This window comes from Duganella sp. CF402 (assembly GCF_900109645.1).
Taxonomy (GTDB): Bacteria; Pseudomonadota; Gammaproteobacteria; order Burkholderiales; family Burkholderiaceae_D; genus Rugamonas.
This window is the reverse complement of the sequence record NZ_FOBG01000001.1, coordinates 3503748-3529296: the sequence shown is the minus strand read 5'-3', so window position 1 is coordinate 3529296 and position 25549 is coordinate 3503748. Positions and strand designations below refer to the sequence as shown.

At 64.7% G+C, this 25549-nt stretch carries 18 protein-coding genes; 13 read left to right on the top strand and 5 right to left on the bottom strand.

The features are described from left to right. Together BMZ70_RS15835 and hutC are read right to left on the bottom strand one after the other, a co-directional pair. Positions 1–4290 carry a PAS domain S-box protein gene (locus tag BMZ70_RS15835; RefSeq protein WP_092276182.1) on the bottom strand — a complete coding sequence of 1430 codons (4290 nt, stop codon included), beginning with the start codon at positions 4288–4290 and terminating at the stop codon, positions 1–3. Between the two features lie 217 nt (positions 4291–4507). Beyond that, positions 4508–5230 carry a histidine utilization transcriptional repressor HutC gene (gene hutC / locus BMZ70_RS15830; RefSeq protein WP_092276179.1) on the bottom strand — a complete coding sequence of 241 codons (723 nt, stop codon included), beginning with the start codon at positions 5228–5230 and terminating at the stop codon, positions 4508–4510. A 126-nt stretch (positions 5231–5356) separates the two neighbouring features. Here hutC and ada point away from each other — a divergent pair, with 126 nt between their 5' ends. From ada to BMZ70_RS15810, 4 genes are all read left to right on the top strand, one after another. Further along, the gene (ada, locus tag BMZ70_RS15825; RefSeq protein ID WP_092276176.1) at positions 5357–6412 is read left to right on the top strand and encodes a bifunctional DNA-binding transcriptional regulator/O6-methylguanine-DNA methyltransferase Ada; all 1056 of its coding nucleotides are present in this window, start codon (positions 5357–5359) and stop codon (positions 6410–6412) included. A gap of 58 nt (positions 6413–6470) precedes the next feature. Beyond that, the gene (locus tag BMZ70_RS15820; RefSeq protein ID WP_092277894.1) at positions 6471–7253 is read left to right on the top strand and encodes a 2OG-Fe(II) oxygenase; all 783 of its coding nucleotides are present in this window, start codon (positions 6471–6473) and stop codon (positions 7251–7253) included. A gap of 13 nt (positions 7254–7266) precedes the next feature. Beyond that, entirely contained in the window at positions 7267–7845 is a 579-nt protein-coding gene (locus BMZ70_RS15815; RefSeq protein ID WP_092276173.1) for a TetR/AcrR family transcriptional regulator, read from the top strand. Positions 7846–7936: 91 nt separating this feature from the next. Beyond that, on the top strand, positions 7937–8662 hold the full coding sequence (locus BMZ70_RS15810; protein WP_092276170.1) for a 3-oxoacyl-ACP reductase family protein: 726 nt from the start codon (positions 7937–7939) through the stop codon (positions 8660–8662). 85 nt (positions 8663–8747) lie between these two features. Here BMZ70_RS15810 and msbA read toward each other — a convergent pair whose 3' ends face one another. Then, positions 8748–10589 (bottom strand): lipid A export permease/ATP-binding protein MsbA, encoded by a 1842-nt coding sequence (gene msbA / locus BMZ70_RS15805; protein ID WP_092276167.1) that lies wholly within the window; start codon positions 10587–10589, stop codon positions 8748–8750. A 95-nt stretch (positions 10590–10684) separates the two neighbouring features. On the opposite strand from msbA, the gene BMZ70_RS15800 reads away from it, so the two are divergent. From BMZ70_RS15800 to BMZ70_RS15760, 9 genes are all read left to right on the top strand, one after another. Beyond that, positions 10685–12337, top strand: a complete 1653-nt coding sequence (locus BMZ70_RS15800; RefSeq protein ID WP_373922495.1) for an amidohydrolase — start codon at positions 10685–10687, stop codon at positions 12335–12337. Between the two features lie 85 nt (positions 12338–12422). After that, the gene (hutU, locus tag BMZ70_RS15795; RefSeq protein WP_092276161.1) at positions 12423–14126 is read left to right on the top strand and encodes a urocanate hydratase; all 1704 of its coding nucleotides are present in this window, start codon (positions 12423–12425) and stop codon (positions 14124–14126) included. Between the two features lie 8 nt (positions 14127–14134). Continuing rightward, complete coding sequence (hutH, locus tag BMZ70_RS15790) at positions 14135–15673, top strand: histidine ammonia-lyase (RefSeq protein WP_229205422.1); 1539 nt, start codon at positions 14135–14137, stop codon at positions 15671–15673. A gap of 11 nt (positions 15674–15684) precedes the next feature. Then, on the top strand, positions 15685–16467 hold the full coding sequence (hutG, locus tag BMZ70_RS15785) for an N-formylglutamate deformylase (protein ID WP_092276155.1): 783 nt from the start codon (positions 15685–15687) through the stop codon (positions 16465–16467). Then, the gene (locus tag BMZ70_RS15780) at positions 16464–17846 is read left to right on the top strand and encodes a formimidoylglutamate deiminase (protein ID WP_092276152.1); all 1383 of its coding nucleotides are present in this window, start codon (positions 16464–16466) and stop codon (positions 17844–17846) included. Before hutG ends, BMZ70_RS15780 begins: the two co-directional genes overlap by 4 nt. Then, positions 17843–18418 carry a HutD/Ves family protein gene (locus tag BMZ70_RS15775; RefSeq protein ID WP_092276149.1) on the top strand — a complete coding sequence of 192 codons (576 nt, stop codon included), beginning with the start codon at positions 17843–17845 and terminating at the stop codon, positions 18416–18418. The genes BMZ70_RS15780 and BMZ70_RS15775 overlap by 4 nt, the downstream gene beginning before the upstream one ends. A gap of 10 nt (positions 18419–18428) precedes the next feature. Continuing rightward, positions 18429–19640, top strand: a complete 1212-nt coding sequence (hutI, locus tag BMZ70_RS15770) for an imidazolonepropionase (RefSeq protein WP_092276146.1) — start codon at positions 18429–18431, stop codon at positions 19638–19640. 67 nt (positions 19641–19707) lie between these two features. Continuing rightward, positions 19708–22365, top strand: a complete 2658-nt coding sequence (locus BMZ70_RS15765) for a zinc-dependent metalloprotease (RefSeq protein WP_092276143.1) — start codon at positions 19708–19710, stop codon at positions 22363–22365. Beyond that, the gene (locus BMZ70_RS15760; RefSeq protein ID WP_092276140.1) at positions 22365–23900 is read left to right on the top strand and encodes a glycine betaine ABC transporter substrate-binding protein; all 1536 of its coding nucleotides are present in this window, start codon (positions 22365–22367) and stop codon (positions 23898–23900) included. The genes BMZ70_RS15765 and BMZ70_RS15760 overlap by 1 nt, the downstream gene beginning before the upstream one ends. 122 nt (positions 23901–24022) lie before the next feature. Here the strand turns inward: BMZ70_RS15760 and BMZ70_RS15755 are convergent, their stop codons facing one another. Together BMZ70_RS15755 and BMZ70_RS15750 are read right to left on the bottom strand one after the other, a co-directional pair. Beyond that, complete coding sequence (locus BMZ70_RS15755) at positions 24023–24514, bottom strand: GNAT family N-acetyltransferase (protein ID WP_092276137.1); 492 nt, start codon at positions 24512–24514, stop codon at positions 24023–24025. After that, positions 24514–25422: a DMT family transporter gene (locus BMZ70_RS15750; protein WP_092276134.1), complete on the bottom strand. Its 909-nt coding sequence runs from the start codon at positions 25420–25422 to the stop codon at positions 24514–24516. Before BMZ70_RS15750 ends, BMZ70_RS15755 begins: the two co-directional genes overlap by 1 nt. Positions 25423–25549: the final 127 nt, after the last annotated feature.

The window sequence follows — 25549 nt, the reverse complement described above, 5'->3', positions numbered from 1 at the left end:
TTAGTTATCGTCGGCAAAAGTCGTATTGGTCATGATTTGTTCGGTGATCCGCTCCAGCAGCGGCCACAGTTTCTTCAGCAGCGCCTGCGCGCGCTGGCGGTTGTCGGCGTCGCTGTCGGTGACCGGCAGCTGTTCCACTTCCAGCAGCAGTTCGCCCATGCCCAGCGCGCCCACGGTGCGGGCCGGCGATTTCAGGCGATGACCGAGCTCGCGCAGCGCCACCAGGTCGCCGCGCTGCAGCGCCGCTTCCATCTGGGTCAGGCCGTCCTGGGTGTTCTGCAAAAACTTGAACGCAAACTTGCGCACCTTGTGTGGATGATAGCCCAGCAGCTTGGCCAGGATCGATAAATCGATCACTGCCGGGTCGCCGCCCAGCGTGGTCTTGAAGGCCGGCCGCGCAGGGCGCGGCGCGCCGCTGTCGCGCAGGTCGGCGGCGTCACGCTCGGGCAGCCAGTTGGCGATGGTCTGGTACATCAGCGCCGGCTGGATGGGCTTGGAGATGAAATCGTCCATGCCGGCCTCGATGCAGCGCACCCGGTCTTCGCTGGTGGCAGTGGCGGTCATGGCCAGCACCCGCATGTCGGCCAGGCGCGGGTCGGCGCGGATGCGGCGGGTCGCTTCCAGGCCGTCCATCAGCGGCATCTGCACGTCCATCAGCACGCAGTCGAAGGCGGTCTGGCGCAGCAGCTCCAGCGCTTCCATGCCGTTGGCGGCCAGGCATACCGAGGAGCCCACGTCTTCCAGCATTTCCAGCGCGATCTGCTGGTTGAAGGTGTTGTCCTCCACCAGCAGGATGCGCGCGTTCTTCAGCGCCGACATCACGGCGGCGCTGCGCGAGGAGGCCAGCAGTTCGGCGGCGGCATCTTTCACGCGGTCGATCAGCGCCGGCACGGTGGCGCTGCTGATGCCGAGGCGCGCGGTGAACCAGAAGGTGCTGCCCTGGCCCGGCCGGCTGCGCACGCCCACTTCGCCGCCCATCAACTGCGCCAGCTGCTTGCAGATCGCCAGACCGAGGCCGGTGCCGCCGTATTCGCGCGTGGTGGAGGTGTCGGCCTGCTGGAACTGCTGGAACAGTTTGTCGATTTCGCCTTCCGACAGGCCGATGCCGCAGTCGCTGACTTCAAAGCGCAGCAGGCAGCCGTCGGCGTCGCCCACCACCTGCCGCACCCGCACTTCGATGCGGCCTTTTTCGCTGAACTTGATGGCGTTGTTGGCGTAGTTGATCAGCACCTGGCCGAGCCGCAGCGGATCGCCGCGCAGCACTTTGGGCAAGGTCGGATCGAGGTCGTACACCAGTTCCAGCTCGCGGCTGGCGGCCTTCGGCGCCACCACGGTGTTGAGCGTTTGAATCACGTGATCGAGCGCGAAATCGACTTGCTCGATTTCCAGCTTGCCCGCTTCGATTTTCGAAATATCGAGGATGTCGTCGATGATGCCCAGCAGGTGTTCGCCGGCGAAGCGGATTTTTTCAAGGTAGTCGCGCTGGCGCGGATCGAGTTCGGTCTTCAGCGCCAGATAGGCCATGCCGATCACGCCGTTCATCGGGGTGCGGATCTCGTGGCTCATATTGGCCAGGAACTGGCCCTTGGTCTGGCTGGCTTCCTCAGCCACCAGGCGCGCGTGATCAAGCTCGCTGGTGCGGATCGCCACCCGTTCCTCCAGGTGTTCATTGAGTTCGCGCAGCGCATCCTCGCCGCGTTTGCGGTCGGTGATCTCGGTCAGGCTGGCCACCACCAGATGCACATTGCCGCTGTCGTCGGGGATCGGCTCGGCGTTGACCGACAGCCAGCAGCGCGTGCCGTCGTGCTGGTCCAGTCCCATCACCACGTCGCGCACCGACATGCCCGTCACCAGCGCCAGTTGCACCGGATGGCTGCTGGCGTCGCAGCTGCTGCCGTCCTCGCGCACGCCGGCCCACAGGCCGCCGGGGCTCAGTTCCTCGGTGTGCGCCAGCATGCGCGCGGCGGCCGCGTTGCGTTCCAGGATGTGGCCATGCCCGTCCACCATCACCAGCCCGTTGGTGACGGCGTTGAAGATGGAAGCCAGGCGCTGGCTGGTTTCGTGCAGCGCGCCCTCGGCCTGGCGGCGCGCGGTGATGTCGGTCAGCATGGCCAGCATGCCGGCGTAGTGGCCGGAATCGGCGTTCATCACGGTGGTCGACAGCAGGCACCAGACGGTGCTGCCGTCGCTGCGCAGGAAGCACACGTCGCTCTGGCGCGCTTCGCCCGCCAGGCTGCGCTGCAGGTGCTGCTTGAGCAGCTCGCGGCCGCTGTCGCTCATGAAGTCGGTCATGGCGCGGCCCATCATCTGCTCGATGTCGTAGTCCAGCATGCGCGCCAAGGTGGGATTGACGAAGGTGGTGCGGTCGTCGGCGTTGGTCATCCAGATGCCTTCGGCGGCGGTCTGCACGATCTGGCGATAGCGTTCCGACGAGGCGTGCAGCGCTTCCTCGGCGCGCTGGCGCTGGGTCATGTCGCGCAGCGCCACGATCACCAGTTCCTGCCCGCCCAGCTCCACCGGCGACATGTGGACCATCGCCGGGAAGCTGCCGCCGTCGGCACGCACCGCGCACAGCACGCGGCCCGGCAGGTTGGGGCGCGAGAACAGTTCGCGCACGCGGCCGTTGCTGCGCATGGCTTCCGGCGCCAGCTGTTCGATCGAGCGGCCGGCCATGCTGCCTTCGTAGCCGAAGCAGCGTGCGCAGGCCGGGTTGGCGTGCCATACCCGGCCGCTCTTGTCGGCCACCAGCACCGCGCCCGGCGTGGCGTCCACCACCGCCCACATGCGCGCCTCCTCGGCGGCGGCGCGTTCGCCGATGTCGGCCAGCGTGCCGGCCGCGCGCAGCGGCAGGCCGGCTTCATCGCGTTCGAGGATCATGCCGCGCGCCAGCACCCACTTCCAGCTGCCGTCCTTGGCGCGCATGCGATGCTCGCTGCGGATCTGGCCGGTGGCGTCGCTGGTGCTGGCCATGTACTCCTGAATGCCGCGCTCCAGCCGTTGGCGGTCGTCCGGGTGTACATACTCCAGCCATTCGGCCAGCGTGGGGTGGAATTCGTCGGCGCTGTAGCCGAGCAGCGCGCAGTAGCGCGGCGACAGCGCCAGCATGCCGGTGTCGAGCCGCCATTCCCAGCTGCCTTCGCCCGAGCCTTCCAGTGCGAAGCTGGCCAGCCGTTCGGCGCTGCCCAGTTCCACCCGCGCGGCGCGCAAGGCGCGGCCCTGCACCCGCAGGCGCCAGGCGCCGGCCAGCGACACCGCCAGCAGCAGCGCGCCGGCCAGCAGGCCGCCGTAGCGCAGCATGGGATTGCCGTCCGGCGGCTGGTACAGGAAGCCGTCGATGCTGAAGTTCGCCGGCAGCATGCCCTGCTCGGCGTAGTCGCGGGCGATGGCGCGCCAGCGTTCCGGATTGCTGTAGCCCAGTTCAATCAGCGGCTGCTCCAGCAGCGGGGCAATGCGCTCGGCCTCGAACATCAGGTGTTCGCGGCTGTGGCGTTCGGGGTAGCGGGCGCGTATCAGGTCGGCGATCTCGCCGCGGTGCTGCATGGCGTAGATCCAGCCGCGCAGCGTGGCCTCGCGCAGCGCCTGGGCGCGCGCCGGATGCTCGCGCAATTCGCTCTCGGTGGTGTACAGCACGTCGCCGTAGAAATCCAGCCCGGCGCTGCGCGGCGACAGGAGTTCGTACTGCACCGGCAGGCGGTCCAGCACATACGGCGCCTCGGTCAGGTAGACCGACATGGCGTCGATGCGGCCTTCGGCCAGGTCGTCGAAGTTGTAGCTGTGCGGGACCTGGTAGATGCTGTCCATGCGCACGCCCTGCTGTTTCAGGAACACCGTCAGCTCTTCGTTGTTGGGCGCGATCATCAGGCGGCTGCCGGGCCAGGGGCGCGGCTTGCCGTCGGCCGCCACGCGGCGCAGCAGGGTGGCGCCGGAGTGCTGGAAGATGGAGGCCAGCACCACCACCGGCTGGCCGATGCTGCGCGCCAGCAGCAGGGTGGTGTTGCCGACGCCGTACTGGGCCTGGCCCTGCATCACAGTTTGCAGCGGGTCGGCGCCGGGGCGCGCTTCCAGCAGGGTGACATCGAGGCCGGCGTCGCGGTAATAGCCCTGGTCCTGCGCGGCATAGTAGCCGGCGAACTGGAACTGGTGCTGCCATTTGAGCTGGATGGTGACCTTTTCCGCCGCGCCCGCCGGGATGGTGCACAGCAGCGGCCCAAGCGCGAACACGCACGCCGTCAGCCGGAGCGACAAACGGTGCCAGACGGTCTGGCGCAGGCGGGAACGGCAGTGAAACAAGAGCTTCCCTTTCGGTGATCTATGCGTGCTATGTCCTAGGCAACTATAGCATCGAAGCCGGGGCCGTAGGCGGACGGCTCGCAAGAAAACGATTGCATCCTGCGGCAGTGGCAAAGCGTCACGGATTTAACAATTTCAGGCTGTTTTCGTGACAATCGGTGAGAATGTGGCAGTGCGCCACGGCGCGTTGTTGCTTGCGCCGTGCTAGCAAGGGGACTTATTGGCTGAAGCTGCCGGCGAATTGATAACGGTGGCCGGGATGCCACATGGTGGCCAGGGTGGCGATCATGCCGCCGGAGCGGGTCTGGCGCTTGAGCACCAGGCAGGCCTGTTTGGTGTCGATGGCCAGCATGTCGGCGATGTCGCGCGGGGCGGCCAGCGCTTCGATGCTGTAGCTGGCGCCTTGCAGCGGCGCGGCCTGCATCAGGTATTCGTTGGGGGTGATGTGGGCGAAGTCCTGCTCCATGTAGTCGGGCGCGCAGAGCGGGTTGACCCAGCGGTCCTCGACCTGGATCGGCACGCCGTTCTCGAAGTGCACGATCACCGAGTGGAATAGCGGATGGCCGGGCGGCAGGTCGAACTGCTTGGCCATCAACTCGCTGGCCTTGACCCGTTCCAGCTGCTGCAGGCTGCTGCGGTGGGCGTGGCCGCGCGCGCGCACCTCGTCGGCGATGGATTTAATTTCGAGCAGGGTGGCCTGGTATTTTTGCTGGGCGACGTAGGTGCCGGAGCCCTGGCGGCGGGTCAGCACCTGCTCGGCGGTGAGTTCGCGCACGGCGCGGTTGACGGTCATGCGCGATACGCCGAATTGCTTGACCAGCGCCTGCTCGGACGGGATCACGTCACCTTCCTTCCACGTGCCGGCGGTGATTTCCGCCAGCAGGTAGTCCTTGATGCGCTGGAAAATTGGTGTGCTGTCCTGCGGTGCTTGATCGTCCAAACGGCTTCTCCCGGAAAGTGAGCATTCTAGCATCGCATGCTTGTACAATTCAAAAGCAAGAGGCGGAGTGCGACACTTTTTTGCGCTGGCTAAGATGGTCGCATTCCACCTGAGACGGAGTCTGAAATGGGCAAGTACGCAAACGAAGAGAAGCGCTGGACGGCGGTGCAGCAGCGCGACGCCGGCGCCGACGAGCAGTTCTGGTATTCGGTGCGCAGCACCGGGGTGTACTGCCGCCCGTCGTGCGGGGCGCGGCCGGCCTTGCGCAAGAACGTGGCGTTTCATGACAGCCGCGAGGCGGCCGAGCAGGCCGGTTTCCGGCCCTGTCTGCGCTGCAAGCCTGACCAGCCGCCGCTGGCCGAGCGCCAGGCCGCCATCGTGGCGCAGGCCTGCCGCTTGATCGACGAGGCGGAGGAGGCGCCGGATCTGGACGCGCTGGCGGAGGCGGTGGGCGTGAGCCGCTTCTATTTCCATCGCATGTTCAAGGCGGTGACCGGGATTACGCCCAAGGCCTACGCCAACGCGGCGCGGGCGAAGCGGGTGCAGGACGGACTGGCGGCCAAGGCGTCGGTGACGGATGCGATGTACGCGGCCGGCTTCAATTCGAGCGGGCGGTTTTATGCGCAGTCGCCGGCGGTGCTGGGCATGAAGCCGTCGGCGTTCCGCGCCGGCGGGGCCGGGGAACGGATCAAGTTTGCAATTGCCGAGTGTTCGCTGGGGCCGATCCTGGTGGCCAGCACGGCGCAGGGCATTTGCGCGATCCTGATTGATGATGATCCGGATTTTCTGGTGAAGGATTTGCAGGACCGCTTCCCCAAGGCGGAGTTGATCGGTGCGGAGCCGGAGTATGAGCAGGTGGTGTCGCGCGTGGTGGGCATGGTCGAGCAGCCGTCGCTGGGACTGGACTTGCCGCTCGACGTGCGCGGCACGGCGTTCCAGCAGCGCGTGTGGCAGGTGCTGCGGGCGATACCGGCCGGCCGGCGCGTGACCTATGCGGAGCTGGCGGAGTTGGCCGACGTGCCGCGAGGTGCACGCGCCGTGGCGTCGGCCTGCGCGGCCAATGCCATCGCGGTGGCGATTCCGTGCCACCGGGTGGTGCGCAATGATGGATCGATTTCCGGCTATCGCTGGGGCGTGGACCGCAAGGCGGAGTTGTTGAACCGGGAGGCGCTCAGTGAGTAATGCAAGTAATGGTGAGCTGAATTTCGGCGATCCGCAGGACGAACGCAAGCCGCGCATCGTGCCGCCGACCGTCGTCGCCGACGCGGCCGATGCCGCCGTGCACGCTGCCGCGCGCAAGGCGGTTGGTGCGGCGGCGGGAATTGCGGTGCATGTGGCGGCGCTGGACTGGCAGGGCATTGCCGATCAGCTCAACGCCTACGGCTACGCCATCATCCCCGGCCTGCTGACCGCCGACGAATGCCGCGACATGGCCGCGCATTACGCTCAACCGCAACTGTTCCGCAGCCGCGTGGTGATGTCGCAGCACGGTTTCGGCAGCGGCGAGTACCAGTACTTCCGCTACCCGCTGCCGTCCATGATCTCCGCCCTGCGCAACGCCCTGTATGGCCCGCTGGCCGCCATCGCCAACCGCTGGCACGAGTTGATGGACCTGCCCGAGCGCTTCCCCGCCGACCATGCCGACTTCTTGGCCCGCTGCCACGCCGCCGGCCAGCAACGCCCCACGCCGCTGCTGCTCGAATATCGCGCCGGCGACTACAACTGCCTGCATCAGGACCTGTACGGTGAACACGTCTTCCCCCTGCAAGCCGCAGTGCTGCTGTCGCAGCCGGGCAAGGATTTCGAAGGCGGGGAGTTCGTGCTGACCGAACAGCGTCCGCGCATGCAATCGCGCGTTGAAGTGGTGCCACTGAAGCGCGGCGACATGGTAATCTTCGCCGTCAACCACCGTCCCGTACAGGGCACGCGTGGCATCTACCGCGTCAACCTGCGGCATGGCGTGAGCCGGCTGCGGTCCGGATCACGCCACACGCTGGGCATCATCTTCCACGACGCGAACTAACAAAGGAATATCCGTGGCAAGGCAAAGAGAGTTCGACCGCATCGATACGCTGGACAAGGCATTGGAAGTGTTCTGGCAAAATGGCTACGCCGCCACCTCCACCAGCGACCTGCTGGACGCCATGCAGATCGGCCGCCAAAGCATGTACGACACCTTCGGCGACAAGCGTTCGCTGTATTTGGAAGCGCTGCAGCGCTACAACGAAGCCAGCGTCAACGACCTGCTGCGCCACCTGGAAGGCGACACCCCGCTGGCGGCCATCGACAATATGCTGCAAGCCTTCGCCTCCCGTCCCAAGCGCGACAACGCCAAGGGCTGCATGGGCGTCAACGCGATTGCGGAATTCGGCACCGGCGACGAGGAAGTCAACGCCCTGCGTGACGCCAGCGCCAAACGCCTTCATCACGCGCTGGAAGCGCGGCTGCGCAAAGCCGCCGCCGATGGCGAAATCGCCGCCGATACCGATATCGCGCAAGCGGCCGCCTTCGTGGCCGCTACCCTGTCCGGCATGAAAATCAGCGCCAAGGCCGGCGCCTCCATCGCCACTCTGCGCGCCATCGCCAGCTTCGCCGTGCAGGGCCTGCGTAGCTAATTATCACAAAACGTTTACTTGACCGATTGATCCAGAAATCCTAACATGACCTTGGTTTTTGACTAATCGATCCAAAACGAAAGGAAACATCATGAAAGTAGCTCTGGTAACCGGCGGCGCGCGCGGCATCGGCGCAGCGGTCGTCAAACGGCTGGCGCAGGACGGCGCGGCCGTGGCCTTCACCTACGTATCCTCGCCGGACAAGGCCAACGACCTTGCCGCCACCATTAACGCCAGCGGCGGCAAAGCGCTGGCCATCCGCGCCGACAGCGCCGACGCGGCAGCCGTGCAGGCGGCCGTGGCGCAAACGGTGGAACATTTCGGCAAGCTGGATATCCTCGTCACCAATGCCGGCATCCTGAACCTGGCGCCGATCGAAGACTATCCGCTGGAAGATTTCGACCGCATGGTGGCCACCAATGTGCGCGGCGTGTTTGTCGCCATGCAGGCGGCGGCCAAGGTGATGAAGGAGGGCGGCCGTATCGTCACCATCGGCAGTATCGCCAGCGTGCGCGTGGCGTTCCCGACGTCCAGCGTGTACTCGATGACCAAGGGCGCGGTGGCGGCGCTGGTGCGCGGCGCGGCGATCGACCTTGCTTCACGCGGCATCACGGTGAACAACGTGCAGCCGGGACCGACCGAAACCGATATGAATCCAGCCGACGGTCCGCACGCCGCGGCGTTGCAAACCATGATTCCGGCGCGCCGTTTCGGCAAGCCGGAAGAAGTGGCGGGGATGGTGGCGTATCTGGTGAGCGGTGAAGCGGGCTTCGTGACCGGCGCCAGCTTCACCGTCGATGGCGGTTATACCGCCTGACGTGTCATTCCGGCGCAGGCCGGAATCTAGTTGCGCGCCTTGCGCGCGTCCAATTGGGCTCCGGCCTTCGCCGGAGCGACGGCGATTAAGTTTGAATGGTCTTTTGCGTTTGATACAGGCGGGCGTAGATGCCGTTCTGCGCCAGCAGCGCATCGTGGCTGCCCGCTTCGGCGATGCGGCCGCGATCCAGTACCACGATGCGGTCCGCATTCTCGATGGTCGACAGGCGGTGCGCGATGACCACCGTGGTGCGGCCTTTCATCAACACTTCCAGCGCTTGCTGCACCAGACGTTCCGATTCCGTATCCAGCGCGCTGGTCGCCTCGTCCAGAATCAGAATCGGCGCATTCTTGTACAGCGCGCGCGCAATCGCCAGGCGCTGGCGCTGGCCGCCTGACAGGCGCGTGCCGTTTTCGCCCACCGGCGAGTTGTAGCCTTCCGGCTGGCGCACAATGAATTCATGGGCGTGCGCCGCGCGCGCCGCAGCTTCAATCCGTTCCATCGACGGCGCCGGATCGCCGTAAGCGATGTTGGCCGCCAGCGTGTCGTTGAACAGCACCACATCCTGCGACACCAGCGCAATCTGCTGGCGCAGCGAAGCCATCGTGTAATCGCGCAAATCGACGCCATCCAGCTGGATGCTGCCGCCGCTGACATCGTAGAAACGCGGCAGCAAGCCAGCCAGTGTGCTCTTGCCACTGCCCGAGCTGCCCACCAGCGCAACCGTTTCGCCAGCCGCGATATCGAGCGACACGTGATCCAGCGCCGGACGTTCATCCGGATCGAGCGGCTTGCCATCGGCGCCGCGATAATGGAAGCTCACATCCTGCACCGACAAGCGGCCCTCTGCACGGGCAATGGTCTTGGTGCCCTTGTCGGCTTCCGATTCAAGATCGATCAAGCCGAACACCGACTCCGCCGCCGCCAACCCGCGCTGCATCGGTTCATTAATTTTGGTCAGGTTCTTGATCGGCGACTGCATCGCCATCAGTGACGACATGAAGGCCACGAACGCGCCCGGCGACAGCGCGCCAGCCTGTGCGCGCAGCAGCGCAAAGTAAATCACCGACGACAGCGTAATCCCGATCAGCATCATGATGATGCCGGAGTTGAGCGCCGACGTCGCCGCATGCTTGACCGCCAGCTGGCGATTCAGCTTGACCACGCCGTCGAAGCGCTCCTGCTCATATTTCTGGCCGCCGAAGATCTTCACCACGCGCTGGCCGCTGATGCTTTCATCCAGCACGTTGGTCAAATCGCCCATCGCGGCCTGCGCGCTCTTGCTCAACTTGCGCATGCGGCGGCCGGCGAAGGTGACGATGGCCGCCACCAGCGGCAGCAGGCCAAGGCAGAACACCGCCAGCTGCCAGTCGATGGTGAACAGGGTAATCAGATAGCCTGCGGTGGCCACCGAATCGCGCACCGCGACGTTGACCACGGTGAGGCCGGCCTGCGCCACCTGCGCCGCGTCAAACGCCACGCGCGACAGGGTGGTGCCGGTGGAGGATTGGTCGAAATAGCCGTTCGGCAGCCGCATGATGCGGGCGAACATGACCTCGCGCAGGTTGGCCTGCACCCGGCTGCTCAGCCACGCCGCGCCGTATTCGCCGGCGAAGCTGGACACCATGCGCATCACCGCCAGCCCGAAGATCACCGCCGGGATGGTCCACAGCGCCACGTTGACCGGATCCTTGGGCAGCAGATGGCCCAACGCATCCTGCACCGCTGCGAGGATGCCGGTAGCCGGCGCCTTGGCCGGGCCGAAGCTGTGCGCGGGCGCCAGCGCGTCCACCACGTTCTGCAACTGGCGGATCAGCAGCACGTCGGTGGCGGCGGCCAGGCCGACCGCGAACAGCGTGACGGCGGCGATCCACGCGTAAGGGCGGAATTCCTTGAGGAGGCGGAGATAAAGTAGGCGGCTGGACACAGGGCTATTCGCTAGAGCTAATACTTTTGACATTGTACCCGGCCGGCCGCCAAATTCCGCTACACTCTGAAACTTGCTGCTGAATGGAGATTTCGATGCGCATTCCCCTGATCATCGCCGCCGCGCTGGCGGCCCTGCCGGCCCATGCCGACACCATCATCGACCGCGCCAATGGCTATACGCTGAACGCCGCCGGCCAGCTACAGCGCTTTACCTCGCTGGCCTTCGATGACCTGGGCCGCATCGTGGCGGTGGGCAGCGAGGCGCAAACGGCGGCCGCGCTGCCGAAGGCGGAGCACATCGACGCGCAGGGCAAGACCCTGCTGCCTGGCCTGATCGACGCCCACGGCCACGTGTTCGAGCTGGGCGAAATTGCCTCCGGTGTGGAGCTGTACAGCCCAACGACGCTCAATGCGGCGGTGAAGGCGGTGGCGGATTTCGCCCGCTCGCATCCGAAAAAGGCATGGATCATCGGTTTTGGCTGGAACCAGGAGATCTGGAAACTCGGCCGTTTCCCTACCGCCGCCGAGCTGGATGCGGTGGTCAATGACCGTCCGGTGCTGCTGCACCGCGTGGACGGCCATGCGGTCTGGGTCAACACCAAGGCGCTGGAAATGGCGGGCATCGACAAGAACACGGCCGATCCTTCGGGCGGCAAGATCGAGCGCGACGCCGCCGGCCGTCCGACCGGCGTGCTGGTGGACGCGGCGATGGAACTGGTCAACCGCGTGGTGCCATTGCCAACGCCGGCCGAGGCGCGCGCCACGCTGGATGTGGCGCTGTCGTCGCTGGCCAAGGTCGGCCTGACCAGCGTGCACGATGCCGGCATCAAGGTGGCGCAGGACGATATCTACCGCGACTACGCCGACCACGGCAAGCTGACCACCCGCGTCTACGCCATGATCGGCGACACGGCCGGCGATTTCGATGAGCTGTCCAAGGATGGTCCGCTGAAGTCCTACGCCAACGACGTGTATGCGCTGGCGGCGGTCAAGCTGTATTCGGACGGTGCGCTGGGCAGCCGTGGGGCGGCCTTGCTGGCGCCGTACTCGGACATGCCTTCCACCAAAGGGCTGCTGTTCTACCCGGACGCCGAGATGCGCGCCAAGATGAACAAGGCCATGAAGGCTGGCTATCAGGTCAACATCCACGCCATCGGCGATGCCGGCAACCACCAGATCCTGGACGCCTACGCCGCGTTGATCCCGCAATATAACAACGTCGGCCTGCGCCATCGCATCGAGCACGCGCAGGTGGTGACGCTGGATGATATCCCGCGCTTCAAGCAGCTCGGCATCATCCCGTCGATGCAGCCGACCCACGCCACCTCGGACCAGAACATGGCCGAGCAGCGCGTCGGCCGTGAGCGCATCAAGGGCGCGTATGCGTGGCGCAGCTTCCTCGACCAGGGTTCGCAGATCGCCTGCGGTTCGGATTTCCCGATCGAGTCGCCGAATCCATTCGAGGGCCTGCACGCGGCGGTTACGCGCCAGAACAACGCCGGCGTGCCGCTGGGCGGCTGGTACAAGAACCAGGCCATGACCATGCTCGAAGCGTTCCGCTGCTTCACGCTGGACGCGGCCTACGCAGCCAACCAGGACAAGGTGATTGGCTCGCTGGAGCCGGGCAAGTGGGCCGATTTCATCCTGGTCGACCGCGATATCTTCAAGATTGCGCCGGAACAGTTGGGTAAAACACAAGTGCTGCAGACGTGGATGGGCGGACGGAAGGTCTACGGCCGCAAGTAGAAGCGGCACCGCCAAAAATCTGTTGACTTGGTTGTATATACAACTTATGCTGTGATGATTCCCATTCATCGCAGCAGGAGATCCTATGAGCAGCCACTTCGACAACGACCCACGTTACGACGCCAGCCGCGAGATCCGCGCGCCGCGCGGCCCTGAGCGCACCTGCAAGAGCTGGGGCGCGGAAGCCGCGTACCGCATGATCCAGAATAATCTGGACAAGGAAGTGGCGGAGAATCCCAAACATCTGGTTGTCTACGGCGGCATTGGCCGCGCGGCCCGCAACTGGGAGTGCTACGACCAGATCCTGGCATCGCTGCGCGAGCTGGAAGACAATCAAACCTTGCTGATCCAGTCCGGCAAACCGGTGGGCGTGTTCCAGACCCACGAAGACGCGCCGCGTGTGCTGATCGCCAATTCGAATCTGGTGCCGAAGTGGGCCAACTGGGAACACTTCAATGAACTGGATCGCAAAGGCCTGTTCATGTACGGCCAGATGACGGCCGGTTCCTGGATTTACATCGGTACGCAGGGCATTGTGCAAGGCACTTTCGAGACCTTCGCCGAAGCGGGCCGCCAGCATTTCGGCGGCGACCTGAAAGGCCGCTGGGTGCTGACCGCAGGCCTGGGCGGCATGGGCGGCGCGCAGCCGCTGGCGGCGACGATGGCAGGCGCGGTGTCGCTGACCATCGAGTGCCAGCAGAGCAGCATCGACTTCCGCCTGCGCACCCGCTACCTCGACAAGCAAGCCGCTTCCATCGACGAAGCGCTGGAGATGATCAAGCTGCACAAGGCGAATGGCGATGCGATCTCCATCGGCCTGCTGGGCAACGCGGCCGATGTGCTGCCGGAGCTGGTGCGCCGCGCCAAGGCCGGCGGCATTGTGCCGGATGTGGTGACCGACCAGACCTCGGCGCATGACCTGATCAACGGCTACCTGCCGCAAGGCTGGACCGTGGAGCAGTGGAAGGCCGCGCAGCAGGATGCGTCGCGCCACCCTGAACTGAAGGCCGCCGCCACCGCCGGCTGCGCGGTGCACGTGCAAGCCATGCTGGACTTCCAGGCGCTGGGCGCCAAGGTGGTCGACTACGGCAACAACATCCGTCAGGTGGCGTTCGACCACGGCGTGAAGAATGCGTTTGACTTCCCCGGCTTTGTGCCAGCGTATATCCGTCCGCAGTTCTGCGAAGGCCGCGGCCCGTTCCGCTGGGTGGCGCTGTCCGGCGATCCGGAAGATATCTACAAGACCGACGCCAAGATCAAGGAGCTGTTCCCGCATCACGCGCAGGTGCACCGCTGGCTGGACATGGCGCGCGAGCGCATCGCTTTCCAGGGCCTGCCGGCGCGTATCTGCTGGCTGGGCTTGGGCGAGCGACACATCGCCGGCCTGGCCTTCAACGAGATGGTGCGCAACGGCGAACTGAAAGCGCCGATCGTGATTGGCCGCGACCATCTGGACACCGGCTCGGTGGCCAGCCCTAACCGCGAAACGGAAGCGATGAAGGACGGCACCGACGCCGTCTCCGACTGGCCGCTGCTGAACGCATTGCTGAACACCGCCGGCGGCGCGACCTGGGTGTCGCTGCACCACGGCGGTGGCGTAGGCATGGGCTACTCGCAGCACTCCGGCGTGGTGATCGTGGCCGATGGCACCGACGCCGCAGCCAAGCGTCTGGCGCGCGTGCTGGTCAACGACAGCGGCTCGGGTGTGATGCGTCACGCCGATGCGGGCTACGAAACTGCGGTCGCATGCGCCAAGCGCAATGGCCTGAACCTCCCAATGATTAAATGAGTTTGACTATGACCTTGATTCTGAAACCGGGCGCAATGACGCTCTCCGAACTGCGCTCCGTGTGGAACGCAGCAGGCCCGCTGAAACTGGCCGAAGAAGCCTATCCTGTGATTGAAGCATCGGCTGCCGCCGTGCAGGCCATCGTCGCCAAGGGCGACGCGGCTTACGGCATTAACACCGGCTTTGGCCTGCTGGCCAAGACCCGCATCCCGGATGACAAGCTGGAACAGCTGCAGCGTAACCTGATCCTGTCGCACTCGGTGGGCACGGGCGAGCTGGTGTCGGATGCGGTGTGCCGCTTGATCATGCTGATGAAGATCGGCAGCCTGGCGCGCGGCTACTCGGGCGTGCGTCCGCTGATTATCGATACGCTGATCGCGATTTATAACGCGGGCATCATGCCGGCGATTCCGGCCAAGGGTTCGGTCGGTGCATCCGGCGACCTGGCGCCGCTGTCGCACATGACGCTGGCGATTATGGGCGTGGGCCAGGTGCGCGTGAAGGGTGAGCTGGTAGATGCCACCGCCGCGCTGAAGGCCGCCGGCATCGCGCCGGTGGTGCTGGCCGCGAAGGAAGGCCTGGCGCTGATCAACGGTACGCAGGTGTCGGCTGCGCTGGCGCTGCATGGCCTGTTCATGGCCGAGCGACTGCTGGAAGCGGGCATGGTGTCCGGCGCGCTGTCGCTGGATGCGGCCAAGGGTTCGGATTCGCCGTTCGACGCGCGCGTGCACGAGGTGCGCGGCCAGCCGGGCCAGATTGCCGCTGCGTCGATTTATCGCCAGCTGGTGTCGGACAGCGCGATTCGCGCATCGCACCTGGTCGGCGATGAGCGCGTGCAGGATCCTTACTGCCTGCGCTGTCAGCCGCAAGTCATGGGCGCCTGCTGGGACATCATCAACAACGCCGCGCGCACGCTGCTGATTGAAGCTAATGCGGTGACCGACAATCCGCTGCTGTTCAAGGATGGCGAGCTGTCGGTGGTGGTTTCGGGCGGTAACTTCCACGCCGAGCCGGTGGCGTTTGCCGCCGATACGCTGGCGCTGGCGATTGCGGAAATCGGTTCGATTTCGGAGCGCCGCATTTCGCTGCTGATCGACGCGACCTTGTCCGGCCTGCCGCCGTTCCTGGTGCGTGATCCGGGCGTGAACTCGGGCTTCATGATTGCGCACGTTACTGCTGCGGCGCTGGCGTCGGAGAATAAGTCGATTGCGCATCCGGGCAGTGTGGACACGATTCCTACTTCGGCCAATCAGGAAGACCACGTCAGCATGGCGACTTATGCGGCGCGTCGTCTGGATGACATGGCGCAGAATACTGCTGTCATCATCGGTATTGAACTGCTGGCGGCGGCGCAGGGTATTGATTTCCATCGTCCTCTGAAAACTTCGCCGCATCTGGAGCATGTGCACGAGCAGTTGCGCCAGAAGGTGCCGTTCTACGATCAGGACCGCTTCTTCGCGCCGGATATCGAAGCGGCCAAGGGTATGGTAATGCGCGGCGAGTTGAGCGCATCGTGCAAAGAGCTGTTCACGGCGCTGCATCCGTAAGGGAGGTTGGCATGGACTATCAGTTCAAAGCAGGCAGTATTCCCTTGCTGGTGTCCATGCCGCACGTGGGCACCGAGATTCCCGACGACGTGCTGGCGGCGATGACACCGGCCGCCGTCGATAAGCAGGATACGGACTGGCATCTGGTCCGTTTGTATGAGTTTTTGGGCGAGATGGGCGCGTCGGTGTTGTCGGCGCGCTGGTCGCGCTATGTGATTGATTTGAATCGGCCGCCGGAGAACACCAATCTGTATCCGGGGCAGGATACGACGGGCTTGTGCCCGGTCGATACCTTCCATCGCGAGCCGTTGTATTTGCCGGGCCGTGCGCCGGACGAGGCGGAGGTGCAGCGCCGCTTGCAGGCTTACTGGAAGCCGTATCACGATCAACTGCGCGCGGAGCTGGACCGTTTGCTGGCGCTGCACGGCCGCGTGTTGCTGTGGGATGCGCATTCGATTGCGTCGCATGTTCCGCGCTTCTTCGAGGGCAAGCTGCCGGATCTGAACTTTGGTACAGCGGATGGCAAGAGTTGCGCGCCCGGCCTGACCGAGACCGTAGTGGAGCGTGTTGGCGACGGCTACACCGTTGCCGTCAATGGCCGCTTCAAGGGCGGGCATATCACGCGCTTTTACGGCGAGCCGGCAAAGGGCGTGCATGCGATTCAGCTGGAGATGTGCCAGTCTACTTATATGGATGAAGATGCGCCGTATGGCTATCGTGCGGATCTGGCGTCGCAGGTGCAGCAGCCGCTGCGCGCGATGATGCAGGCCGCTGCCGACTGGGTGCGCGCATGAGCAAGCTGTTTGCACGCCATGCGCTGCTGCCGGACGGCTGGGCGAAAGATGTGTTGATCGAGTGGGGCGCGGGCGGCAGCATCGTCGCGGTGACTGTCGGTGCGGCCGGCGCGAACGTGGATGCCGCGCTGGCCGGCGTGGAGTGTGTCGAATACGCGCTGCCGGGCATGATTAACCTGCACTCGCACAGCTTCCAGCGCGCGCTGGGCGGCCGTACTGAGAAGGCGGGCGATAGCAAGGACAGTTTCTGGACCTGGCGCGAACTGATGTACCGCTTCGCGCGCAACATCACGCCCGAGCATATCGAGGCCATCGCCGCGCAGCTGTTCAGTGAATGCCTGCGCCACGGCTACACCTCGTTGTGCGAATTCCACTACGTGCAGCGCGCGCCGGACGGCGCCATGTACCCGCGTCCGGCCGAAACGGCGGAACGTGTCATTGCCGCCGCACGTTTGACGGGAATCGGTATGACCATGCTGCCGGTGTTGTATAGTTATTCCGGCTTTGGTGAAAAGCCGTTGAAGCCAGAACAACAACGTTTCCGCACCGACGCGCAGGATGTATTGCGCATTGTGGAAGCGCTGGAACCGCTGCGCGATGCGCAAACCGAAGTCGGCGTGGCGCCGCATTCGCTGCGCGCGGCCACGGTGGAGCAGATCAAGGAGGTGTTGGCGACGCTGCCGAAGGCGCGTCCGGTGCACATCCACATTGCGGAGCAGATGGCGGAAGTACAGCAATCGCTGGACTGGAGCGGCCGCCGCCCGGTGCAGTGGCTGTTGGAGAATCTGGACGTGGACCAGCGCTGGTGCCTGATCCACGCCACGCATTTGACGGAAGAGGAAGTCAGCGGTATCGCCCGCAGCGGCGCGGTGGCGGGCCTGTGCCCGACCACGGAAGCGAATCTCGGCGACGGCTTGTTCCCGCTGGAGGGCTTCACGGCGCAGGGCGGCGTGTTCGGCATCGGCAGCGATAGCCACGTGTCGCAAAGCGCGGTGGAAGAGCTGCGCTGGCTGGAATATGGGCAGCGCCTGCAGCACCAGCGCCGCAATATCGCGGTGTCCGATGCGCAGCGCAACGTTGGCGACTTTTTATGGCAGGGCGCCTTGCGCGGCGGCGCGCAGGCGGCGGGACGGCCGGTAGGCGCCTTGGCGCCGGGGCTGCGCGCGGACATCGTGGTGCTGGATGACGCGCATCCGAATATGTTTGGGTTGGCGCTGGACGAGGTACTCGGCAGCCTGGTCTTCAGCGGCAACGACAATCTGGTCAAGGACGTCATGGTCGGCGGCCAGTGGGTAGTGCGCAATCAGCAGCACGTGGCGCAGCAGGCGATCGCTGCGCGCTTCAAGCAGACCTTGGCCGAACTGAGGGAGTTCCGATGACCCAGCTAATCCAGTATGCAAACCTGCGCTCCGCGCCGTGGAAGAATGGCGGCGGCAGCACCACGGAAATCGCCGTTTCGCCAACCGGCGCGCATCTCGATGATTTCGAGTGGCGTGTCAGCCTGGCGACGATTGCGCAGGACGGCCCGTTCTCTGCTTTCCCCGGTATCGATCGTTCGCTGGCGCTGGTCGACGGCGACGGCGTGCTGCTCGACTTCGGCGACGAGCGCATTGTGCTCAGTCCCAGCGAACCGCTGATCGAATTCGCCGGTGAGGATGCGGTGCACGCCACCGTCACCGGCCAGCTCACCACCGATTTCAACGTCATGACGCGGCGCGGCGTGTGCCGCCACCGGCTGGAGCTGCGCACGGTGCGCGGCAAGGAAGCGCTCAAGCGCCGCGCCGGCACCACCATCCTGTTCCTGGCCGAGGGCGAAAGCCTGACCCTGAGCAGCGCGCGCGAACGCATCGCAATGGTGCGCTACGATACGGTGGTGATGGAGAACGAGGAAGACTGGACGCTGGAAGCGCAGCATGCCACCGTTCTGGTGGCCGAGATTATTCATAACTAGGGTAGCAAGTATGTGGGACGTGTTGTTTACGAACGTGCATCTGGCCACGATGGCCGATGGCGGCTATGGTGAAATTCGCGACGCCGCCATCGCGGTAAAAGACGGCCGCATTGCATGGCTGGGACCTCAGGCCGACATGCCTGCCATGCAGGCCGTCACGGTGCACGACGGCGGCGGCAGCTGGCTGACGCCTGGCCTGATCGACTGCCACACCCACATCGTACACGCGGGCAATCGCAGCGATGAATTCGAAGCCCGTTTGAACGGTGCTACTTACGAAGACATCGCCCGCGCTGGCGGCGGCATCATGTCCACGGTGCGGGCCACCCGCGCCGCGTCGGAAGATGAATTGCTGCGACAAAGCCTGCCGCGCGTCCTGTCGCTGCTGGCGGAAGGCGTGACCACCATCGAAATCAAGTCTGGATATGGTCTCACGCTGGAATCGGAAGCAGCCATGCTGCGCGCCGCGCGCCGCGTCGGCCGCGAACTGCCGGTGCGCGTGGCCACCACCTTCCTCGGTGCGCATGCGCTGCCGCCGGAATTTGCCGGCCGCGCCGACGATTACATCGATGAAGTCTGCAACATGATTGCGCCGCTGGCCGAAGAAGGACTGGCCGATGCGGTGGATGTGTTCTGCGAGCGCATTGGCTTTTCGTATGAACAAACGGAGCGCGTGTTCAAGGCGGCGCAGGCGCACGGCTTGCCGGTCAAGCTGCATGCGGAACAGCTGTCCGACCAGCGCGGCGCGGAACTGACAGCGCACTACAAAGGCCTGTCGGCAGACCACCTTGAACACCTGAGCGCCAGCGGCATCGAGGCGATGGCCGCTGCCGGCACGGTGGCGGTGCTGCTGCCGGGAGCTTACTACTTCCTGCGCGACACTACGCCGCCGCCGGTGGCCGCACTGCGCGCCGCCGGCGTGAAGATGGCGGTGGCCACCGACTGCAATCCGGGCACCTCGCCGATGACATCCCTGCTGCTGGCGATGAATATGGCTTGCACGCTGTGGCGCCTGACGCCGCAGGAAGCGCTGGCCGGTTGCACCGTGCATGCGGCGCGTGCGCTCGGCCTGCACGCGGAAATCGGCAGCCTGGAAGTGGGAAAGCGGGCCGATTTCGCCCTGTGGCGCATCGCCCGTCCGGCCGATCTGTCTTACGCCATCGGCCTGAATCCGTGCCGTGGTGTCGTCAACGCAGGTAAATTGCGCTCCCCGGCCATGTAAAAATCCCTTCGTTGCGTTGTGCTTTCGGTTACATTATCCGGATGCCACATAACGAAGCAGGATTACCATGTTCGCCTTGAATTCCGTTCGCGCCGCCGTACTGGCAGCGCTCAGCGCCCATGCGCTGGCGCAGGAGCCGACTCCAACCCCACCCGTTCCGCCAACGCCGGAGGCGCCAGCTGCCGCTACTGCGACAGCGCCGCCAGCGGCAGCGACGCCTACGCCGGTGGCTCCATTGCCGGCGGCCGCGCTGCGTCCCTTTGTCGACATCGTGCGCGGCGCTTCACATCTACCGGGATTTTTGAGCCTGTATCAAAAAGAAGAAAAGGTCTGGATCGAGCTGCGGCCCGACCAATTCGACCGGCCGTTGTTCATGTCGGTGAATATGCCGAACGGGATCGGCGAGCGCGGGATCTACGGCAGCCAGATGGGAACCAGCCAGGTGGTGGTGTTCCACCGCGTCGGCAATCTGGTGCAGATGATCGCCAAGAACACGGACTACGGCGCCAAGGGCGGCACGCCGCAGGCGCTGGTGGTGCAGCAGGCTTTCTCGGACAGCCTGCTGGCGATTGCGCCGGTGGTCAGCAGCCCGCATCCGCAATCGAAGTCGATACTGGTGGAGGCCAACGCGCTGCTGTTCGGCGACATCATGGCGATGACCACGCGGCTGGAAGCGGCGTTCCGCATGACCTATGCGATGGATGCGCGCAACAGCAGCTTCCTCACCATCCGCTCGGATGAGGGCATGACCGGTTTCCAGGTCAACGCGCATTACTTCACGCCGCGCATTCCCGCGCCGCCTGCCGTGATGCCGCCGGTGCCGGCCGCCGTGCCGCATCCGCCGACCACGCTGCCGGACCCGCGCAGCATGTTCCTCGGTTTTTACTACAGCTTCATGCCGCTGCCGGCGCACGCCATGCACGGCCGCCGCGCCGATGACCGCATCGGCCATTTCGTCAGCACCAGTCAGGATTACTCGGACGATGTGATGCCGACGACGGCGGTGCATCTGGTTGAACGCTGGCGTCTGGAGAAGCAGGACCCGGCGGCGCCGTTGTCGGAACCGAAGCAGCCCATCGTCTACTGGATCGACGCCAATGTGCCGGAGAAGTACCGCGAGTCGGTGAAGCAGGGCGTGCTGGCGTGGAACGAGGCGTTTGAGCGCATCGGCTTCAAGGACGCCATCGTGGTCAAGCAGCAGACCGAGAACGACCGTTTCGATACGATGGATGCGCGCCATGCGTCGATCCGCTGGTTCGTCGGCAGCGATGTGGGCTTTGCCATTGGGCCTAGCCAGGTCGATCCGCGTAGCGGCGAGATTCTTGACGCGGACATCGGTATGTCGGACGTGTTTGCGCGCGGTGCGCGGCGCTTGATCGGCGAGGATAGTTTTAATTTCTCGCTGTCGCAGCAGCCGTCGGAAACGCGCTGCGACTACATGCAGGAGTCGGCGACCGAGATGGGCTTTGCGATGGACGTGCTGGAAGCGCGCGGCCTGCTCGACATGGACGGTCCGGAAGCCGATGCGCTGGCGCAGGCTTATGTGCGCTCGGTGATCATGCACGAAGTCGGGCACACGCTGGGCTTGCGGCATAACTTCCGCGCCTCGACCATCTATTCGCTGAAGCAGTTGCAAGATCCGGAGTTCACCAGGAAGAACAGCATGACTGGCTCGGTGATGGACTATACGCCGTTCAACCTCTCGCTGAAGGGCGAGAAGCAGGGCGAGTATGTGGCGTCCACGCTGGGGCCTTACGATTTCTGGGCCATTGAGTATGCGTATAAGCCGATCGATCCGGCGCAGGAAAAGCAGGAGTTGGCGAAGATTGCCGCACGCTCGAACGAGCCGCAACTGGCGTTCGGCACCGACCAGGATGCGAGCGGTTTCAATCTCGATCCTGATGTGAATCTGTATGACCTGGGCAGCGATCCGCTGGCGTTCTTCCAGCGCCGTCTGGCGATTTCGCGCGAGCTGTGGGACCGGGTGCAGAACCGCACGCTCAAGCCGGGCGAAAGTTATGAGGTGCTGCGCCGCAGTTTCGATTACGGCTTCCAGCAGTTTGCGCGCACCTTGCCGGTGGTGGTGAAGTATGTGGGCGGTGTGACTTACCTGAGCGACCATGCCGGCACCGGACGTGCGACCTTCACACCGGTGCCGCTACCGCGCCAGCGCGCGGCTTTGCAGATGCTGACGGATAGCTTGTTCAAGGCGGATAGCTTCAAGTTTTCGCCGGCCACCATCAGCCGCCTGGCGGTGGATCGTTTCGGCACGCGCGGCCGGCCGGATGTGTCAGTCGGCGGACGGGTGCTGGCGCTGCAATCGGCGGCGCTGGATCAGTTGATGTCGGACGGTGTGGCGGTGCGCTTGCTGGATTCGCAGGAAAAGCTGGAAGACAGCAAGCAGGCGCTGAGTCTCGGCGAGCTGTATGGATCGGTGCAGAACGCGGTGTGGAGTGAGCTCAAGTCGGGCAAGGATATCAACGGCATGCGGCGCAATTTGCAGCGCGAGCATTTGAAGCGGCTGGTGGCGGCTCTGCTGCGGGTGTCGGCGGGTACGCCGGCCGACGTGCGTAGTTTGCAGCGTGAGAATGCCTTGCAGTTGCAGCGCGAGCTGCAAGCGGCGATGGCCAAGCCGATCAGCCGCGAGGCCAAGGCGCATCTGTCGGAAAGTCTTGAGACGCTGGGGCAGGCGCTGAAGGCGTCGATGCTGCGCGCGGGGGCTTGATGGCGTTGTTGCGACGATGGCGGCAAAGCGCCGCCGCAGCCGCGCGCATCGCGCTGGCCGGATTGCTGCTGTGCGCGGGCTACGCGGTGGCGGACGATGTGCTGCATGTTGGATCGAAGCGGTTTACGGAATCGTACATTCTGGGCGAGGTATTGGCGCAGACTGCCGCGCCGCATGCGCAGGTCGAGCACTTGCAAGGACTGGGTAATACGGCGATTGTGCTGGCGGCGCTGCAAGCGGGACGGATCGACGTCTATCCCGAGTATGTGGGCACGATCGATCTGGAGATCCTCAAGCACAAGCAGCCTGCAACGCTGGAGCAGATGCGAAAGGAACTGGGGGCGATGGGCTTGGGTGTGGCGGTGCCGCTGGGCTTCAACAATACCTATGCGCTGGCGATGCGCGGCGGGACCGATGCGCCGCACAAGTTGAGCGAGCTGGCGACGCGCGGTTCGCTGCGCTTTGGTTTGTCGCACGAGTTTATCGGCCGCGCGGATGGCTGGCAGGGATTGGCGGCACGCTATGGCTTGCCGCAGCAGCCGGCGGGACTGGATCACGGCCTGGCGTATGACGCGCTGAACGGGCGGCAGGTCGATGTGATCGATATTTATTCGACCGACGCGCGCATCGGGCAGTATGGCTTGCGGGTGCTGGAAGATGATCGCGGTTATTTCCCGCGCTACGATGCGGTGCTGTTGTACCGGCTCGACGCGGTGCAGCGCTTTCCGGCGGCGTGGCAGGCGATCAGCATGCTGGAGGGTCGCATCAGCGAGGCGGATATGATCGCCATGAACGCGGCGGCGGAAATCGACGGCAAGCCGTTTGCGCGGGTGGCGAGCGACTGGCTCGCCGCCCGTCCGCCGGCCGCATCGGCCACCAGCTCCGCGCGCGACGGCCTGCTGGCCAAAATCTTCGACCACAATTTCTGGCGGTTGACGCAGCAGCACTTGACGCTGGTCCTGCTGGCGGTGGCGGCAGCGTGCGTGATCGGCGTGCCGCTGGGCGTGCTGGCCGCGTCCATGCCGCGCCTGCGGCAGACGGTGCTCGGCCTGACCGGCATGCTGCAAACCGTGCCCTCGCTGGCCTTGCTGGCGTTGTTGATTCCCTTGCTCGGCCGGATCGGCACTGCGCCCGCCTTGGTGGCACTGGTGGTGTACGCGCTGCTGCCCATCGTGCGCAACACCTGCACCGGCTTGCTGCAAGTGCCCAAGGGCTTGACGCTGGCAGCCAAGGCGCTCGGCTTGCGCCCGGCGCAAAGGCTCACGCACATTGAATTGCCACTGGCGTTGCCGGTCATTTTGGCGGGTGTCAAAACGGCGGCCGTGCTGAGCGTGGGCACCGCCACCATCGCGGCCTTCATCGGCGCCGGCGGCTACGGCGAACGCATCACCATCGGCCTGGCGCTCAACGATAACGACATGCTGCTAGCCGGCGCCATCCCCGCAGCCATGTTGGCATTGCTGACACAAGGGCTGTTTGAGTTGCTCGAACGCATGGTGATTAACAGGCATCGGCTTTCTGTAAAGTCGCCGTAATGATTTGTAAGGCGTGCGGCGGCGAACTCAGCCACAAGATATAGTGAACCCGTTGATTCAATCTCCCTCCCACTGACAACGGGTTCTGCCCATCCAGCGCTTGCCGCTGGGTGGGATTTTTTTTACGCCTGCGCCGACAGCTGCGCCAGCGCCTCGCCGGTGACGCGGCAGATGCGCCAGTCCGGCATCACGGTCGCGCCCATGCCTTCGTAGAACTTGATGGCGTTGGCATTCCAGTCCAGCACCGACCATTCGAAGCGGCCGCAGTCGCGTTCCTGCGCCAGGCGGGCCAGCGCCACCAGCATTTGCTTGCCGTAGCCCTTGCCGCGATGCGCCTGCTGCACGTACAGGTCTTCCAGGTACAGGCCTTTCTTGCACAGGAAGGTGGAGAAGTTGTGGAAGAACAGCGCGAAGGTGACCACCTCGCCGCCGGTTTCGCCGACCAGCGCTTCGCACACCGGCTTGTCGCAGAACAGGCTGTCGTGCAGGGCGGCTTCGTTGGCGACCACCATGTGCTCGAGCTTTTCAAACACGGCCAGCTCGAAGATCATGCCGAAGATGGCGGGGATGTCGGCCGGCGTGGCCGGGCGGATGGTCAGTTCGGTAGTACTCATCAGGTTTTTGCGGTAGTGGAAGAAGTAGGTTTCAGCGCCCAGGCCACGCTGGACAGGCACAGCGCCATGCCCAGCCATTCGAGCAGGCCGGGACGATAGTGTTCCAGCTGGATCGACAGTAGCACGGAAATCACCGGCGTCACCACGCCGATGTAGACCGCCTTGTCGGAGCCGATGCGGTGGATCAGCGTGAAGTAGGCGGCAACGGCGATCACCGAGCCCAGCAGCGACAGGTAGAGCAGGCCGCCCCAGTATTTGGCGGTGGTCGGCATCACGAAGGACTGGCCGCTGGCCAGCACCCACAGCGCCACCAGCAGGCTGCCCCACAGCATGGCCCAGGCCATCGTCAGCAGCACGTTGTCCGATTGCTCGCGCACCTTGATCACCAGCATGTTGCCGACCGAGCTGGCAATGGTGGCGCACAGCGCCAGTCCCAGGCCCAGCAGAAAGTGTCCGTTGCCGCCGTTCAGGATTTCATTCCATGCGCCAAAAATGGAGTGGTAGAACAGCAGGGTCACGCCGGCGATGGCGACGCCGCCGGCGGCCCAGGTGCGCATGCCGAGCGCGGTGCCAAAGCTGAAGTGGTTGAGGATGGGGTTCCAGAACACCATCAGCGCGAACAGCACGGCCACCAAGCCGGACACCAGGTATTGCTCGGAGGTGTAGGTGCAGATGTAGCTGACGGCAAACGTGGCGCAGCCTTGCAGGATCAGCCAGCGCTGGGCGCGCCACGGCAGCAGCAGTTGGTGGCCGCGCGCGGCGCACCAGGCGAACAGCACGGCCGACGCCAGCGCGAAGCGATAGACCACGGAAACGGCGGGCGGCACTTCACCCAGTTGTAGCGTAATGGCGAAAAACGTAGAGCCCCAGATCAAACAGGCAATGATGAATAGCAAAGGAGAGGACATCAAACCAGTATAGCTGCCCCGGCTACTTCTTGCCTAGCGGCCAGTTTTTTGTTGCGACGCAACAGCCGGTGAAATAAGTTGTATCTGAGTTGTAAATTCAGCAGTGTGCTCCGGAAGACCAAGTATA

Coding starts and splice junctions, on each gene's coding strand:
- ada (WP_092276176.1), top strand. CDS start 5,357: ATGGGCAAGTACGCAAACGAAGAGAAGCGCTGGACGGCGGTGCAGCAG.
- BMZ70_RS15810 (WP_092276170.1), top strand. CDS start 7,937: ATGAAAGTAGCTCTGGTAACCGGCGGCGCGCGCGGCATCGGCGCAGCG.
- BMZ70_RS15800 (WP_373922495.1), top strand. CDS start 10,685: ATGCGCATTCCCCTGATCATCGCCGCCGCGCTGGCGGCCCTGCCGGCC.
- hutU (WP_092276161.1), top strand. CDS start 12,423: ATGAGCAGCCACTTCGACAACGACCCACGTTACGACGCCAGCCGCGAG.
- hutH (WP_229205422.1), top strand. CDS start 14,135: ATGACCTTGATTCTGAAACCGGGCGCAATGACGCTCTCCGAACTGCGC.
- hutG (WP_092276155.1), top strand. CDS start 15,685: ATGGACTATCAGTTCAAAGCAGGCAGTATTCCCTTGCTGGTGTCCATG.
- BMZ70_RS15780 (WP_092276152.1), top strand. CDS start 16,464: ATGAGCAAGCTGTTTGCACGCCATGCGCTGCTGCCGGACGGCTGGGCG.
- BMZ70_RS15775 (WP_092276149.1), top strand. CDS start 17,843: ATGACCCAGCTAATCCAGTATGCAAACCTGCGCTCCGCGCCGTGGAAG.
- hutI (WP_092276146.1), top strand. CDS start 18,429: ATGTGGGACGTGTTGTTTACGAACGTGCATCTGGCCACGATGGCCGAT.
- BMZ70_RS15765 (WP_092276143.1), top strand. CDS start 19,708: ATGTTCGCCTTGAATTCCGTTCGCGCCGCCGTACTGGCAGCGCTCAGC.
- BMZ70_RS15760 (WP_092276140.1), top strand. CDS start 22,365: ATGGCGTTGTTGCGACGATGGCGGCAAAGCGCCGCCGCAGCCGCGCGC.
- BMZ70_RS15755 (WP_092276137.1), bottom strand. CDS start 24,514: ATGAGTACTACCGAACTGACCATCCGCCCGGCCACGCCGGCCGACATC.
- BMZ70_RS15750 (WP_092276134.1), bottom strand. CDS start 25,422: ATGTCCTCTCCTTTGCTATTCATCATTGCCTGTTTGATCTGGGGCTCT.